9 protein-coding genes are annotated in these 16422 nt (G+C 72.6%); 7 read left to right on the forward strand and 2 right to left on the reverse strand.

The genetic code is table 11. The annotated features are described in order from the left end of the window. Window positions 1–5 precede the first annotated feature (5 nt). The 4 genes from AC5L34_RS24640 to AC5L34_RS24655 all read left to right on the forward strand — a co-directional run bounded on the left by AC5L34_RS24640 (window position 6) and on the right by AC5L34_RS24655 (window position 3712). Window positions 6–971, forward strand: a complete 966-nt coding sequence (locus AC5L34_RS24640; protein ID WP_441177090.1) for a hypothetical protein — start codon at window positions 6–8, stop codon at window positions 969–971. Between the two features lie 293 nt (window positions 972–1264). Further along, window positions 1265–2923 (forward strand): sodium:solute symporter family protein, encoded by a 1659-nt coding sequence (locus AC5L34_RS24645; protein WP_441177091.1) that lies wholly within the window; start codon window positions 1265–1267, stop codon window positions 2921–2923. A 15-nt stretch (window positions 2924–2938) separates the two neighbouring features. Continuing rightward, a complete protein-coding gene (locus AC5L34_RS24650; protein ID WP_494827140.1) occupies window positions 2939–3247 on the forward strand; it encodes a hypothetical protein in 309 nt (102 codons plus the stop codon). A gap of 93 nt (window positions 3248–3340) precedes the next feature. Further along, window positions 3341–3712, forward strand: a complete 372-nt coding sequence (locus AC5L34_RS24655) for a hypothetical protein (protein WP_363899298.1) — start codon at window positions 3341–3343, stop codon at window positions 3710–3712. 112 nt (window positions 3713–3824) lie between these two features. On the opposite strand, the gene AC5L34_RS24660 is transcribed toward AC5L34_RS24655, so the two are convergent. After that, on the reverse strand, window positions 3825–5612 hold the full coding sequence (locus AC5L34_RS24660) for a glycoside hydrolase family 6 protein (protein ID WP_494827142.1): 1788 nt from the start codon (window positions 5610–5612) through the stop codon (window positions 3825–3827). A gap of 569 nt (window positions 5613–6181) precedes the next feature. Between AC5L34_RS24660 and AC5L34_RS24665 the strand changes: the two genes are divergently transcribed. Beyond that, window positions 6182–7252: a hypothetical protein gene (locus AC5L34_RS24665; protein WP_494827144.1), complete on the forward strand. Its 1071-nt coding sequence runs from the start codon at window positions 6182–6184 to the stop codon at window positions 7250–7252. Further along, window positions 7236–7952 (forward strand): class F sortase, encoded by a 717-nt coding sequence (locus AC5L34_RS24670; RefSeq protein ID WP_441177095.1) that lies wholly within the window; start codon window positions 7236–7238, stop codon window positions 7950–7952. The genes AC5L34_RS24665 and AC5L34_RS24670 overlap by 17 nt, the downstream gene beginning before the upstream one ends. Before the next feature lie 86 nt (window positions 7953–8038). On the opposite strand, the gene AC5L34_RS24675 is transcribed toward AC5L34_RS24670, so the two are convergent. Then, complete coding sequence (locus AC5L34_RS24675; RefSeq protein ID WP_441177096.1) at window positions 8039–13105, reverse strand: NAD-glutamate dehydrogenase; 5067 nt, start codon at window positions 13103–13105, stop codon at window positions 8039–8041. A 286-nt stretch (window positions 13106–13391) separates the two neighbouring features. Here AC5L34_RS24675 and AC5L34_RS24680 point away from each other — a divergent pair, with 286 nt between their 5' ends. After that, on the forward strand, window positions 13392–15353 hold the full coding sequence (locus AC5L34_RS24680) for a penicillin-binding transpeptidase domain-containing protein (RefSeq protein WP_441177097.1): 1962 nt from the start codon (window positions 13392–13394) through the stop codon (window positions 15351–15353). Window positions 15354–16422 lie beyond the last annotated feature (1069 nt).

Below are 16422 nucleotides of genomic sequence, written 5' to 3' on the forward strand. Positions count from 1 at the left end.
TCACCATGCGCCAGGAAGAGCAGCGGGTGGGCAACGAGCACCCCGAGGCCGTCCGGTCCGAGCCGGTGCCGGTGCCGCCTCCGGGCGACCGGGCCGGCCGCGCCGACGTACCCGAGGACGCCCTCGACGACCGGGGCACCTTCGACGACCCGGCGGTCGCCGGCGACGAGTCGTCGCACGGCCGGGGCACCGGCAGGACCCGCACGGACGGGCGGGACGCCGACGGCGACCGCGCCGAGTTCCACGAGCCGGGGCCGGTGCCGACCGCCTTCGGCGCCACCAGCGTCGGCGGCGCGGTCGCCGCGTCCGCCCTGGCCAGCCCGCTTCCCGAGGACGAACCCGACCCGCGTACGGAGTCGACCGCGCGGCCGGGCGACGGCGCCGCGGGCGGCCCCCGGGAGGGCCGCCGGGCGGACCCGACCGCGGAGTTCCACCGCTCCGTCGGGCTCGGCGACGCCCGTCCCGACGAGCGGCAGCCCCGCCGGGGCGACGCGGAGGTGCTGCCCCCGGACGCCGTCGACGGCCGCCCCGAGCGCCGGGCCGACCTGACCGACGATGCGAAGGCGGGTGCGGCCGGGTACGGCAGCGCCACGCCGGCGATGGTCGACCCGGACGCCGAGCACGCGCCGGCCGGACGTGCGGGCGCCGGAAAGCTGGAGGCCGCCGGTCTGGACCGGCCGGCGGGCGCCACGGTGGCCGCCGAACCGGCCAGCCTCTTCGACCCCGCGATGGCGCAGGGCTTCCGGGACCGCTGGCGGGACGTCCAGCTCCGCTTCGTGGACGACCCCCGCGCGGCGGCCGGGGAGGCCCAGTCGCTGGTCGACGAGGCCATCCAGGCGCTCTCCTCGGCGCTGTCCGCGCAGAAGAACAAGCTGGGCGGCTGGCAGGACGCCGGTTCGTCCGACACCGAGCAGCTCCGGATGGCCGTCCGCCACTACCGCGACTTCCTGGACCGGGTCCTCGGGCGCTGACCCCGGTTCCCACAAGGCGCCCCCGGCCGACCGGCCGGGGGCGTCGTCGCGTCCACGGCCCGGGACGCCGCCGCCGGGGTGCCTCGTGTGCACGGCGCGCAGCGCCCGGTGATCCGGCCCGGTGGGGCGCCGCCGCGTCGACGGGTCCCGGTGACGGTCCGGAGGGTGCCGTGGCCGGCCGGGCCGGGGAGGCCCGCGGCGGACTTTTGACCGCCGCAGGCGTGAAAGTGCGCATTCGGGGTAATTGGGCGCGCGCACTAACGGGCACGGACGGTTGACGAAGGGTTACCGGGATGGACGGCGATGGCCTGCGGCTGAACATGAACGTCCTGGACTACGGCATCCTGGCGCTCTACTTCGTCACGGTGCTCGGTGTCGGCTTCGCCGCCCGGCGGGCCATCAAGACCAGCGTCGACTTCTTCCTCTCCGGGCGCTCCCTGCCCGCCTGGGTGACCGGACTGGCCTTCGTCTCCGCCAACCTCGGCGCGTTGGAGATCATCGGTATGGCCGCCAACGGCGCCCAGTACGGCGCGATGACCTTGCACTACTACTGGATCGGCGCCGTGCCGGCGATGGCCTTCCTCGGCATCGTGATGATGCCGTTCTACTACGGCTCCAAGGTCCGCAGCGTGCCCGAGTACCTGCGGCTGCGCTTCAACCGCCCCACCCACCTGCTGAACGCGCTCAGCTTCGCCGTCGCCCAGGTGCTCATCGCCGGGGTGAACCTCTACGCCCTGGCACTGATCATGCAGGCGCTGCTCGGCTGGCCGCTCTGGGTCGCCATCGTGATCGGCGCGCTGATCGTGCTGGCGTACATCACCGTGGGCGGGCTCTCCGGGGCGATCTACAACGAGGTGCTCCAGTTCTTCGTGATCATCGCGGGCCTGCTGCCGATCACGATCCTGGGACTGGTCAAGGTGGGCGGCGTCGCCGGCCTGATGGACGCGGTGCGCGAGTCGAGGCTGGGCGAGGCGGGGCTGCACACCTGGCAGGACACCGGCGGCACCGACAACCCGCTCGGCGCGCACTGGATCGGCATCGTCTTCGGCCTCGGCTTCGTGCTCTCCTTCGGCTACTGGACCACCAACTTCGCCGAGGTGCAGCGCGCGCTGTCGGCCAAGAACATGAGTGCCGCGCGGCGTACGCCGATCATCGCCGCGTACCCGAAGCTGCTCATCCCGGTGGTCACGGTCATCCCCGGCCTGGTCGCCCTGGTGACGGTGCAGGGCCTCGGCGCGGAGAGCGGCGACCTGGTCTACAACAACGCCATCCCCCTGCTGATGCGCGACCTGCTCCCCAACGGCGTGCTCGGCATCGCGGTGACCGGCCTGGTCGCGTCGTTCATGGCCGGCATGGCGGCGAACGTGAGCGGCTTCAACACCGTGTTCACCTACGACATCTGGCAGCAGTACGTGCGCCGGGACCGCCCCGACGACTACTACATCCGCATCGGCCGGTGGGCGACGGTCGGCGGCGTGCTGGTCGGCATCGGCACCGCGTTCATCGCCGCCGGGTTCAGCAACATCATGAACTACATCCAGGCACTCTTCTCGCTGTTCAACGCGCCGCTGTTCGCCACCTTCATCATCGGCATGTTCTGGCGCCGGATGAGCGCGGCGGCCGGCTTCCTCTCCCTGCTCCTGGGCACCCTGGCGGCGCTGGCGACCTACCTGCTCTACAAGGCCGGGGTGGTGCACTTCAACTCGGACCTGGAGGAGAGCTTCTGGGGCGCCGGCATCGCGTTCGTCACGGCGGCCGTCGTCGCGGCGGTGGTCACGCCGTTCACCACGAAGAAGCGCGACGAGGACCTGCGCGGGCTGGTCTACGGCATGGGCGCCGTCGACGTGAAGGGCGACGTGCTGACCGGGGACGCGGTCTGGTGGCGCTCGCCGGTGCTGCTCGGCCTGATCGCGGTCGCGCTCTCCCTCCTGCTCTACGTGCCGTTCTTCTAGGAAGGGGTCCTCGCCATGAGCATGGACAACCTCAACCCGCACGGGCACGACCGGTCGGTCAGGGCCACCGAGGAGGCCCGCCGCCGCTCGGCCGCCGCCCGGCTGTTCGACATCCGCCGGGTGATCGGTGGCCTTTTCACCGCGTACGGGGCGATCGTCACCCTGATCGGGATCTTCGACGGCGATTCCGCCGTGCAGAAGGCCCAGGGCGTCCGGATCAACCTCTGGGCGGGCCTCGGCATGCTCGTCTTCGGCGTGCTGATGCTGCTCTGGCAGTGGCGCAACCCGGTCGAGCCGCCGGAGACCTCCGGGGAGGAGCGCTGAGCCGTCCCGCCGCCGGTATCCGGCATGGGCACCGCCACGCCGGGTACGCGAGCGGGATCAGGAGACACCACCTGGTGACGGGAGGGCAGCGACATGACGGATCGTGACCGTGACCGGCCGTTGGAGGAGAGCCCGGAGATGGCCGCGGCGGCCGAGGACGACACCGGCATCGCGCAGCTGATGACCGGGGGCGGCGCCGATCGCGACACTCCGTCGTTCACCGGGCCCGGGGACGAGGCGGGTGGCGACGAGTTGATCGGCGACCCGTACGCCGCCGGCACCGGCGCGACGGGCACCGGCACGGGCGCGGCCCCGGACGACATCCGCACCGGGGCGGAGCAGCCCTGGGAGCCGGAGGACCTGGTGGCGGCCCGGGGGCAGGACATCACGCCGGAGAACGTCGAGCGGGCCCGCCGGGACCTGGCCGAACTGGGTCGCGCCGCGATCGAGAAGACGGTGCCCTGACCGGCGTACGCGAGGGGGCCCCCGACCCGACCGTCGGACGGTCGGGCCGGGGGCCCGGGGAACCTGCCGCTGGAGCGCCTCACCTACTGCCAGCGGCGGGTGGGCTCCGGTCTCAGAGCGCCGGGTACGCGTTCTGCATGAGCTGCGTGAACTGCGCGGGGAACCAGGCGCCCGAGATCGGGGCGTCCGGCAGGGCGCCGCTCATGCTGTTGCCGTTGCGGGCGTTACCGGTGTAGGTCGGGTCGCACATCCGGTCGAAGCCCTTGCCCTCGTTGTTCGGGATCTCCTTGCTCGAGCCGTCCGACTCGCCCGGGGGCTTCACCCAGACGTAGGCGTCGATGCCCGGCTCCGGCGCGGCCTTCGGCCGCTCGCCCAGGCCGGCCCCGGCCTGGTTGCACCAGTTGCCGGCGTGGATCCGACGGTCCACCCGGCCGCCGTTGACGTAGGTGTCGACACTGGTCGTCGCGCCCGGGCCGGTGGGCCGGGCGGTGCCGCCCCAGCCGTTGCGGGAGGTGTCGATCAGCATGCCGATCTTCGAGTCGAAGCCCTTGGCCACCAGCTCGTTGCGGAACGCCTGGGCGAACGAGAGCTCGTCCACGTAGAAGTTCCAGTCGATCCACTTGGACTGCCGCACGCTGGTGCCGTTGACGTTGTCGGTGATCTTGATGTACGGCTCACGCAGCGCCGAGTAGTTGGCGGTGTTGACGATGAAGCCGTGCACGTTGTTCACCGTGCTACCGGAGGCGACGGCGGCGTCCTTCAGGATCTGCGCGGTCGGGCCGAAGTTGCTGTCCCAGCCGATCCAGCCGTGGTGGGCGGCGTCGATGTAGTTGTAGACGTTGCCGATCGCGCCCAGCTTCGACAGGGCGTAGCCGACCCCGTTGACGTAGGCGCCGTTGGCCTTCACCGTGTCGCACATCGCGGTGCCGCCGGGGTTGCCGGAGGTGTTGGTCACCAGGTTCGGCAGCGAGTCGATCTCGATGATGTTGACGATCCGCAGGCTGGCGTACTTCGGGTCGCCCTGGATCGCGGCGATCGGGTCGATGTACTCGGCCTTGTAGCGCGGCAGCTCGTCGGCCCGCAGCTCACCGTTGGACGCCAGCGCGGCGCAGTCGCGGCCGGGCAGGTTGTAGATGACGAACTGGATGTAGTTCGCCCCCTGCTCGAGCGCCTTGTTCAGGTGGTCACGGACACCCATCGCGCCGTTGGAGCTGCTGTCCGGGGTGCCGTTGATGGCGGCGATCCGGTCGATCCAGACGGCGGTCGGGTTGTTCGACACCCGGTTGCCGCCGGGCACCGACTCGGCCTTGGCCTTCCACTCCGGGTTCACGTACCCCTTGGCGTTCAGGTACGGGTTGTCCACCCGCTGCCCGGGCGGCGGGGTGGTGGGCGGCGGGGTGGTCGGCGGCGGCGTCGTGGGGGGCGGCGTCGTCGGCGGGGCCGTGGTGGGCGGGGTGGTGGTGGGCGGGGTGCCGCCGTTGCAGGTCACGCCGTTGAGGGTGAACGAGGTGGGCTTCGGGTTGCTGCCGCTCCAGGCGCCGTTGAAGCCGATGCTCACCGTGGCGCCGCTGGCCACCGCGCCGTTGTAGGACTCGTTCTGCGCGGTGACGTTCTGGCCGCTCTGGGACCAGCGGGCCGACCAGCCCTGCTGCACCCGCTGGTTGCCGTCGGGGAAGGTGAAGCCCAGCGTCCAGCCGTTGAGGGCGTCGCCGATGTTCTTGATGTTGACGGTGGCGGTGAAACCGCCCTGCCAGTCGCTGGTCGTGTACGACACGTCGCACTGGGTGGCGGCGTGCGCCACGGTGACCGGCAGGGTCACCAGCCCGCCCGCGACCAGGGCGCCCGCGCCGCCGAGCGCGAGGGCCCGGCGGGGGCCGGACAGCCTTCTCCACACATTCATGCCACTGATCTCCTTGGGCGAGACCGGATCCGCGAACGGCCCGGCGTTACGGCCCGATGGGCGTCCTGCGTGGACGACCGCCGGTGCCACGGGTTTCTTCGGGGGGTGCCCGACCCGGACGGGCGTGTTGGTGGTGGTCCGACCGGCAACGACGTGCCGGCCGGGAGGCGGGACGTCGTCCGGCGAACCGGTGCCCTCGACTCCTGCCTGCGCGGTGTGGCTCCCCGAACCGCGTGCAGCGATTCTTGCATGGGAGCGCTTCCATGGCAATGGCTCGATGAAACGGCCGAGGCCCCCGGGGCCGCCGACATCCGGCGGGGCGGGCGGGACGGGACGATCCGGCCGGGCTGGCGTCACGCCGCCCGAGGAGCACCGGGGCACGCCCGCGGTGGCGAACCGCCCGGCCCGCGCGGCGGCCGACTAAAGCGGCGTAGCGGCCCTAGGGGGCTTAGCCCCACGAAGCTGCAAAAACACGAATCTTTCCCTTCATAGCTCATGAAACGGTCTAACGTCATCGGTAGCTCGGTTGTCACCGAGCCCAGGACAACAGGGATGGAGTGACGCAGGTCATGGCAAACAAGATGCTCGGGAAGGTCGTTGCGGGCGCTGCCCTCGGTGGCGCTTCCCTGCTCGTGTTCACGCCGGGGATCGCGTTGGCGGACGGCCACCACGAGGACGAGGGCAAGGTCTACGCCAAGCCGCACGTCGTCAAGGCGGGCGACACGGTCAAGCTGCTCGAGGTCTGCCCCGAGCCGCAGGAGCACGCCTACGTCTGGTCGAAGGTCACCGGCAAGGTGAAGCTCAAGCCGGCTGAGGGCCGGGGTCACTGGCGTGGCGGCGACGAGGACTCCCGCGACCGCGACAAGGGCCGCGACCACGAGGACAAGGGCCGCGACCACGACAAGGGCAAGGACCACGACAAGGGCCGCGACCACGACAAGGGTGGGGACGGCAAGGACGAGACCCCGAGGCCGCAGCCGCCGGCCAACGGCGGTCAGCCCCCGGCCAACGGTGGCCAGCCGCCCGCCGACGGTGGACAGCCGCCCGCCAACGGCCAGGGTGGTGGCGCCGCCGACGCCGCCGGCGACGAGGGCGAGCGCGACTGGAAGGGCTACGAGCACGGCCAGGACGCCGAGGGCGACCGCGGCGACAAGGGCCACGAGCACGGCCAGGACGCCGGGGGCGACCGCGGCGACAAGGGCCACGACAGGGGCGACCGCGAGGGTCGCGAGCACGAGTACGGCTCGGACAGCTACGGCTCGGACGAGTACGACCGCGAGGACCGCAAGGGCTGGTCGGACGAGTACGACCGCAAGGGCCACCACAAGGGCTGGTCGGACGAGGAGTCCGAGGGCAACGGCAAGGGCGAGGACCGCTGGAAGCACAAGCGGGACTTCGTCTACTACGGCGAGGCCGAGGTGTCCGAGCACGCCAAGCCGGGCCGCTACGAGCTCAAGGGCTCGTGCGGCGAGGGCGAACTGGTCGTGCTGCCGCGCGGCGGGGTCGACGGTGGTGACGGTGGCGCCGCCGCCGGCACCGACCGGGGCCTGGCCGCCGGTGGGGCGAGCCTGATCGGCGCTGCCGCCCTGGGCGGCCTCGTGCTGATGCGCCGGCGTCGGACCGATGAGTCCTTCGTCTGACACGACGGCGACACCGGCCGGCGGCCGTCACGGGAGACCGTGGCGCGCCGCCGGCGCGGCCGTCGTCGTCGTGGTCGCCATGGTCGGCGCGGGCCTGATCGGCGCCTCGCTCAAGACCGCGCCCGCTCCCCTGCCCCCGCAGCCGCTGGCCGCGCCCGTCAGCACCGGGCCGGCGGTCGCCGACGTGCCCGCCCCCGACGCGGACCCGGACCTCGACACCGGCAACGGCAACGGCACCGGCCTGGCCCGCTCCGCCCCCACCACGATCACCATCCCCCGGATCGGGGTCGACGCCTCGATCATGCCGCTCGGCACCAACCCGGACGGCACCGTCCAGGTGCCCCCGCTCGAACGGGCGCAGCTGGCCGGCTGGTACGAGCCGGGGCCCAGCCCGGGTGAGATCGGCAACGCGGTCATCGTCGGGCACGTCGACTCGGCGGAGATCGGGCCGGCGGTCTTCTTCTCCCTCGGCGCCCTGCAACCGGGCGACACCATCACCGTCACCCGCGAGGACGGCCAGCAGGCCACCTTCACCGTCGAGTCGGTCAAGGCGTACCCGAAGACGCAGTTCCCGACCGAGCAGGTCTACGGTCCCAGCGACCGACCCGGCCTGCGCGTGGTCACCTGCGGCGGCACCTTCGACAAGGCCGCCGGCAGCTACCCGGACAACGTGGTCGTCTTCGCCTCCATGCCGGTGTGAGCCGGCGGCCGTGCGGAGGCCACCGCCCGGCACGGCGCGGCCCGGCCGGTCGGGACACCGACCGGCCGGGCCGTCCGCCGTACGCGTCAGGCGGCGGCGGAGGTCCGCACCAGGGTGCGGATCTGGCGCAGCAGCACCGACAGCGCGGCGAGGTCCGCCCGGGACTCGTCGAACTCCCCCATCGCCCGCTCGGCGCGGTGGATCGAGGTGGCGTTCGACTGCTCCCACTGCGACACCCGCTCCTGCGGCGACAGGGCGCCCGGGGTGGAGTCGAGAACCTCCACGGTCAGCGCGGCCAGCGCGGCGTACAGGTCGTAGCGCAACGCCATCCGGGCCAGCGTCTGCCAGCGGTCCTCACGCGGCAGCAGCGAGATCTTCGACAGCAGCGAGTCGACCCGGAAGCGGTCGGAGAGCACGAAGTAGACCGAGGCCACCTCGCCGACGTCCCGCCCGCTGCTCGCCGCCGTCTCCACCACGTCGAGCAGGCCGAAGCTGTACATCAGCCGGGTCGCCAGCTCGGCCAGGTCGCGCGGCAGCCCCCGCTCGGTGAGCGAGTCGATGTGCGCCGCGAGGGACTCCCGCTCGCTGCCGTGGAAGCGCTCCTCCAGGTCGGGCAGAAGTCGGGCCACCCCGTCGCGCAGCCGGGCGATCTCCGCCGGCACGTCGATCGGCGAACGGCGGTTGGTCACCAGCCACCGCACCGCGCGGTCGAGCAGGCGCCGGGTGTCCAGGTAGACGCTGGTCTGCAACTCGGGGTCGACCTTGTTGTCCAGGTCCTCCACCGCGTCCCAGAGCGCGCGCAGCCCGAACACCTCGCGGACCACCACGTACGCCCGGATGACGTCCGCCGCCGAGGCCGCCGTCTCCTCGACCACCCGGAAGACGAACGAGATGCCGCCCCGGTTGATCGCCTCGTTGACGAGCACCGTCGTCACGATGTCCCGGCGCAGGCGGTGCTGGCCCATCCGGTCGGCGAACCGCTCCCGCATCGGCGTCGGGAAGTAGTTGACCAGGACGTCGGTCGTCCACTCCTCGTCCGCGAGCCCCTCGGCCAGGATCTCCGTCTCAAGGACGATCTTGACGTACGCGAGCAGCACCGCGAACTCCGGCGCGGTCAGCCCGGACTCGGTCCGCACCGCCAGCTCGTCGTCCGGCGGCAGCGCCTCCAGGGACCGGTCCAGCGCGCCGGAACGCTCCAGATCCGTGATCATCCGCCGATGCACCGGCAGCAGCGAGGCGGCCTGCGCCTGCGCGTTGTTGATCGCCCGGGCCTGGTCGTAGTTGTCCCGCAGCACCAGCTCGGCGACCTCGTCGGTCATCCCCGCGAGCAGCTCGTCGCGCTCGGGCAGGTCCAGCGCTCCGTCCGCGACCGCCGTGTTCAGCAGGATCTTGATGTTCACCTCGTGGTCGGAGCAGTCCACCCCGGCCGCGTTGTCGATGAAGTCCGTGTAGATCCGCCCGCCGGTCTGGGCGTACTCGATGCGCCCGAGCTGGGTCCAGCCCAGGTTGCCGCCCTCGCCCACCACCCGGCAGCGCACGTTCCGGCCGTCCACCCGGATGGCGTCGTTGGACTTGTCGCCCACCTCCGCGTTGGTCTGGCTGGACGCCTTCACGTACGTGCCGATGCCGCCGTTCCAGAACAGGTCGACCGGCGCGGTCAGGATCGCCTTCATCAGCTCCTGCGGGGAGAGCTGCTCGGTGTCGGCGTCCAGGCCGAGCCGCTCCCGGACCTGCGCCGAGATCGGCACCGACTTGGCCGTACGCGGGTACACCCCGCCGCCGGCCGAGATCAGCTCCCGGTCGTAGTCCTCCCACGACGAGCGGGGCAGGTCGAACAGCCGCTTCCGCTCGGCGTACGAGGACGCGGCGTCCGGGTCCGGGTCCAGGAAGATGTGCCGGTGGTCGAACGCGGCCACCAGCCGGATGTGCTCCGACAGCAGCATCCCGTTGCCGAACACGTCACCGGACATGTCACCGACGCCGACCACGGTGAAGTCCTGGGTCTGGGTGTCGTGGCCCATCTCGCGGAAGTGCCGCTTCACCGACTCCCAGGCGCCCCGGGCGGTGATGCCCATCTTCTTGTGGTCGTAGCCGGCGGAGCCGCCGGAGGCGAACGCGTCGCCGAGCCAGAAGTTGTGCGCCGTGGAGATCTCGTTGGCGATGTCCGAGAACGTCGCCGTGCCCTTGTCCGCCGCGACCACCATGTACGGGTCGTCGCCGTCGTGGCGGACCACGTCCTCCGGCGGCACGATCTCGCCGCTGACGATGTTGTCCGTGACGTCGAGCAGGGCGGAGATGAACTCCTTGTAGCAGATCACCGCCTCGTCGCGGTCCCCCGGCTTCTGCTTGAGCACGAAGCCGCCCTTCGCGCCCACCGGCACGATCACGGCGTTCTTCACCATCTGCGCCTTGACCAGGCCGAGCACCTCGGTGCGGAAGTCCTCGCGGCGGTCGGACCAGCGCAGCCCGCCCCGGGCCACCGGCCCGAACCGCAGGTGCACGCCCTCGAAACGCGGCGAGTAGACGAAGATCTCGAACTTCGGCCGCGGCGCCGGCAGGTCCGGGATCGCCTGCGGGTCCAGCTTGAGCGCCACGTACGACTTCGGCCGCCCGTCGGAGCGCTTCTGGTAGAAGCTGGTGCGCAGGGTGGCCTGGATCATCGTCAGGTAGGCGCGCAGGATCCGGTCCTGGTCGAGGCTGGCGACGTCGTCCAGCGCGGCCCGGATGTCGCCCACCAGCTCGGCGCTGCGCTGCTGGCGCCGCTCGTGGCCGTCCTCGCCGGGCGCGAACCGCACCTCGAACAGCTCCACCAGCAGGGCGGCGATCCTCGGGTACGCGATGAAGGTCTGCTCCATGTACTCCTGGGAGAAGACCGTGCCGGCCTGGCGCAGGTACTTCGCGTACGCCCGCAGCACCACCACCTGCCGCCAGGTGAGACCGGCGCGCAGCACCAGCTCGTTGAAGCCGTCCACCTCGGCCTCGCCCCGCCACGCCGCCGCGAAGGCGTTCTCCACGTGCGGGCGCACCTCGGCCAGCTCCTGGTGCCCCTCGGGCAGCCGCAACCCGAAGTCGTAGAGGTAGACCCGACCGTCGATCCGGTCCACCTCGTGCGGGTGCTCGTCGACGACCTTGACGCCGAGCGAGTGCAGCACCGGCAGCACGGCGGAGAGCATCATCGGCTCGCCGTAGCGGTAGACCTTGAAGCGGACGTCCATCGCCTCGTCGACGTCCGGCCCCCGCCCGCCGGCCCGCGGCGCGAGCTGCTTGCGGAACAGGTGCATCTCCAGCTGGCCGGGCTCCTCCAGCAGCTCCAGCTTCGCCAGGTCCTTCATCGCCTCGTACGGCGTGTGGCCGTCCTTGTAGCCCTCGGGGAAGGCGTCGGCGTAGCGGGTGAACAGGTGCTTGGCCTGCTCGTCGCCGAGCTTGCGCTCCAGCACCAGCCGGTAGTCGTCGTCCCAGAGCCGGGTGGCGTCGGCCAACTCCTCGGCCAGCAGGTCGGCGTCGATGTCGCCGGGGACCTTCGTCGGGTCGGTCCGGACGATGAAGTGCACCCGGGCGAGCATCGACTCGGTGACCCGGGTCGTGTAGTCGACCCCGACGCCGTTCAGCTCGCGCAGCAGGATGTCCTGCATCCGCAGCCGGTTCTGCGTGGTGAACCGGTCCCGGGGCAGGTAGATCAGGCAGGAGATGAACCGCCCGTACGCGTCGCGGCGCAGGAACACCCGCAGCTGCCGGCGGCCGGCCATCCGCAGCACGCCGATCACCGCGTGGTAGAGGTCCTCCGTCTTGATCTGGAACAGCTCGTCGCGCGGATAGGTCTCCAGGATCTGGAGCAGGTCCTTGCCGGAGTGGCTGCGCTGGCTGAGGCCGGAGCGGTCCAGCACCTCGGCCACCTTGCGGCGCACCACCGGCAGCTCCTGCACGCTGGTCCGGTACGCGGCCGTGGAGAACAGGCCGAGGAAGCGGCGCTCGCCGACCACCTCGCCGGCCTCGTTGAAGACCTTGAAGCCGATGTAGTCGAGGTAGGCGGAGCGGTGCACGGTGGCCCGCGAGTTCGCCTTCGTGATGATCAGCAGGCGCTTCTCGGTGACCTTGTCGTGCGCCTCGGGCGTCATCGACGACAGCGGCCGGGCCTCCGGCGAGTCCTGACGCAGGATGCCCAGCCCGGTGCCGAGCACCGCCTCCAGCGCCTGACCGCTGCCCCGCTCCCCGTCCCCGGCGGTGTCGACCAGCCGGTACTCCCGGTAGCCGAGGAACGTGAAGTGGTCGTGAGCGAGCCAGCGGAGCAGCTCCACCGAGTCCGTGATGTCCTTCTCCGGCACCGGTGGGCGGTTGTCCGACGTACGCGCGGCGGCCAGCTCGTCGGCGAGGGCGAGGGCCCGCTGGCGCATCTTCGGCCAGTCCTCCACCGCCTCCCGCACGTCGGTGAGCACCCGCTGGAGTTCTCGGCGCAGCCGGTCCCGCTCGGCGGCGTCGCGTACCGGGTCGACCTCGATGTGCATCCAGCTCTCGACGATGTCGCCGGCGATGGCGTCGTCGGGCTCGACGTCGGCGGAGACCTCGACCAGCCGGCCCAGCGGCTCGCGCCGGACCACCACCAGCGGGTGGACCAGCAGGTGCACGTCCAGGTGGTGCGAGTTGAGCAGGGCGGTCACCGAGTCGACCAGGAACGGCATGTCGTCGGTGACGATCTCGATGACGGTGTGGTGCTGGTCGGCGTCGGGCTCGTGGATGCGCAGCTTCAGCTCGCCCGGTACCCGCTGCTGGGCGAGGTCGCGGTGCGCGCGGGCCGCCTCCAGCATCTCCTCGGCGGTGAAGCCGATCAGCTCCTCGTCCGGCGCGAACCGCCAGAAGCGGCTGACCAGGGTCGCCGCGTCGTGGTCGTCGCCGGCCAGCGCGACCGCCTGGGCGACCAGGCGCTCCACGTTGGGAACGGGCTCGTCGAGCTCGTTGTCCTCCACGTCGTCGGCCAGCGCGTTGGCGGGCAGACCCAGGTCGTAGAGGGTGTCGATACTCGAACCGGTCATCCCGGTCACTCCTGTGTCGAGCCGGCCGAAGCCGTCCCCGTCGGTCGCCGAATCGAAGCTGTCGTCCCGGCTGGTGTCATCCTGCCGGAGGTCGGGTCCCGGTTTGATCGCCGGACGCCGGTCCATCGGTGCCACTCCCCTCGACCCACCGCGTTGTGGGTCACTCTGCCGCCCAGCCTAGGCCCTGCCGTTCCGCCCCTTGCTCGGCGGACCTCAGTGCGGACGTCCGGTTCCGGACTTCGTCCTTTCACCCGTTGCGGGTACGAGGTTGGCCGGTTCGGGAGTACCCCGCCTCCAGTCGTTCATCACCCGTCACCGACCTCTCTTTCCGCACGTCCCGGTGCGGGGGGACGGTGCGGACGGCGCCGCCGTACTAGCGTGCAGGGCAGTTCCGAGATCGGAGATCCGTTCCATGCGCCTGTCGTACCCTCGCCGCCCCCGCCGCAACCGGCTCCGCCCGGCGCTGGCCCTGCTCGCCGCGACCGCGCTCGCGGGCGGCGCCCTCACCGCGTGCTCGGGCGGTGACGGCCCGGAGCGCGAGGTCGACGCGTTCCTCGCCGGCTGGCGCTCGGGCGACCTCCAGGCCGTCGGCTTCGTCGACCCGACCGGCGCCAAGGTGCCGGCGGCCGACGTCGTCCGCGAGCTCAAGGAGCTCTCCGGCGAGCTGGCGGCCACGCCGCCCACGCTGACGCGCCGGGGCGAGGCGAAGGTGACCAAGGACGTCGCGACCGCGGTGGTCAAGGTCGACTGGGCCCTCCCGGGCGGGACCCGTTGGGCGTACGAGCGCCCGGTGCGGCTCACCCGCGGCGGCGACGAGTGGCGGGTGATCTGGGAGCCGCAGCTGGTGCAGGAGCAGCTCACCCGGGGCGACCGGCTGGGGCTGCGCCGCGACACCGCCACCCGGGCCGCGGTGCTCGACGCCGCCGGTCAGCCGATCGTGGCGCCCCGGCCCGTGGTGCGCGTCGGGCTCCAACCGAGCGAGGTCACCGACGCGGCGAGCCTGACGCGCAGGCTGGACGCGGCGTTCCGGGCGATCCGGCCCGCGATCACCCCGCCGGTGGACCTCACCGACCTGCCTGAGCGGCTCGCCGACGCGGATCCCGGCGCGTTCGTCGAGGTGGTGACCCTGCGGGAGGAGGCGTACCGGCAGATCAAGGCGCGCATCTACGACCTGCCGGGCACGAAGTTCCGCAGCGACAAGCTCGACCTGGCCCCCACCCGCGAGTTCGCCCGGGCGGTGCTCGGCTCCGTCGACCCGGCGCAGGCCGACGACCTCGCCCGGCACCCCGACCGCTACGAGGCCGGCGACCTCGTCGGCCACGGGGGCCTCCAGGGCCGCCACGACGAGCGGCTCCGCGGCGCGGCGGGGCTGACCGTGATCACGCAGCGTCCCGGCCCGGACGGCACGTTGGTGCCCACCGGCACCGAGGTGTTCCGCAGCGAGCCGAAGCCGGGGCAGCCGGTGAAGACCACTCTCGACGTGCCCACCCAGAACGCGGCCGACGCCGCCCTGCGGGCCGAGAAGCGCCGGGCGGCATTGGTGGCGGTACGGATCAGCGACGGCGCGGTGCTCGCCGCGGCCAACGGCCCCGGGGCGGCCGGGGAGAACCTGGCCTTCACCGCCCAGGTTCCGCCGGGCTCCACCTTCAAGATGGTCAGCGCGCTCGGCCTGCTCGACCGGGGCGCGGTCACGCCCGACGCGACGGTGGGGTGCCCGAAGACGTTCACCGTCGACGGCCGGCCGTTCAAGAACTCCGACAACTTCGTGCTGGGCGCGGTGCCGTTCCGCACCGACTTCGCCAAGTCCTGCAACACCGCGTTCGCCGCGCTGGCACCGAAGCTCGGCGCCGACGGGCTGGCCGTGACCGGCCGCTCCCTCGGGCTGGAGGGGCAGTGGGACGTCGGCCTGGACGCCTTCACCGGCAAGGTCTCGGCGAACGGCGGCGCGACCGAGCAGGCCGCCGCCGCCATCGGCCAGGGCACGACGCTGGTCAGCCCGCTCGCCATGGCGTCGGCCACCGCGGCGGTCGCCCGGGGCGGCTTCGAGCAGCCCAAGCTGGTGCTCGACCCGGCTCCGGCCCAGCCCGCCGCCCCCGGCCCGCAGCTCAAGCCGGAGTCGGTGCAGGCCGTACGGGCGATGATGCGGGAGGTGGTCACGGCCGGCACCGGCAGCGCGCTGCGGGACGTGCCGGGCGCGCCGGTGCACGGCAAGACGGGCACCGCCGAGTACGACGACAACCCGGCCCATACCCACGCCTGGTTCGTCGGCTGGCAGGGCGACGTCGCGTTCGCGGTCTTCGTGGAGAAGGGCGGCGCCAGCACCGCCACCGCCGTCCCCGCCGCCGAACGCTTCCTCCGCGCCCTCGGCCGCTGACAGCCCACCGGTCCCTGGCCGGACGCCCACCGGTCCTTGGCCGGACGGCCCCCGCCCTCCGCCACCCACCGCACGCAGCCGCACCCGGCACCGTCTTCACCTGACGCCGTCGGCACCCGGCACCGTGTTCGCCCGGCACCGTGTTCGCCCGGCACTGGCCTCACCCGACGCCGTGCCCGCCCGGGGCCGTCGGCGGCGTCTGCCTGGACGGTAGCCGAGCCGGGTCCTCGTTGGCCTCGTCATCGAGGGCGAGGGCCGTGACTGCCCTGCCCGTGTGACGCTGTCGAGCTGCCCCTACGGACGGGGCACACACACCGACCGGGCCGCGACGCGTCTGCTGGCGCAGGTCGCTGTGGCTGAGCCGCACGGTGCCCCTCGTCCGGCAGCCATGGGTGGAACCTCAGGGGTGTCAAAGCCCGTCGGTGACACCCCTGGCGTTCCACCCATGACCCGGGTACGCCGGACGTCATCCCGACTGGGCGCGGGCAGGCACCAGCGGCGCCACGGCAGGAGACGGCCGGGACGGCTGCACGCCACCAGCGCCCGGGACCCGGCCTCGACGGACGGTCCCCGACACCCCGCCGCATGGGCACCAGCCGGTCGGGACCGATCACGACCTCGACGAACGGTCCCCGACGCCCCGCCGCATGGGCGGCTTCCGGCAGATCCCGCCCGACAAAGGACGACTGCGGCCGACTGGTCCGGTCCGGAGGGAGGTCCGGCGGTCAGGCGATGCCGGCGGCGGACGGCGAGGTGCCGTCCTCGGGCGCGGGCAGCGGGTCGTCCGGGTCGAGGTCCGCGAGCGGCGTCCGACGCAGCAGGCCCGGTCCGGCGGAGGCGGGCGGGCCGACGGGTTCCGGCGCGGCCGGGTCGTCGGAAGCGGCAGCCGCGGGCACCGGAGTGCCCGACCCGTCCGCACCGATCGGCCCGAGCGGCACCACCGCCCCGAGCGATCCGACCGCCCCCGGCGGAGCTGACGGGACCTCCTCGGCCCCGCCCGCGCCACGGTCGCCGTCGCGCTCAGGACCGGGGACGACGACCGGGTCGGCGGCGGACGCGCCAGCGACGG

The sequence above is a fragment of the Micromonospora sp. ZG13 genome (genome assembly GCF_059359355.1).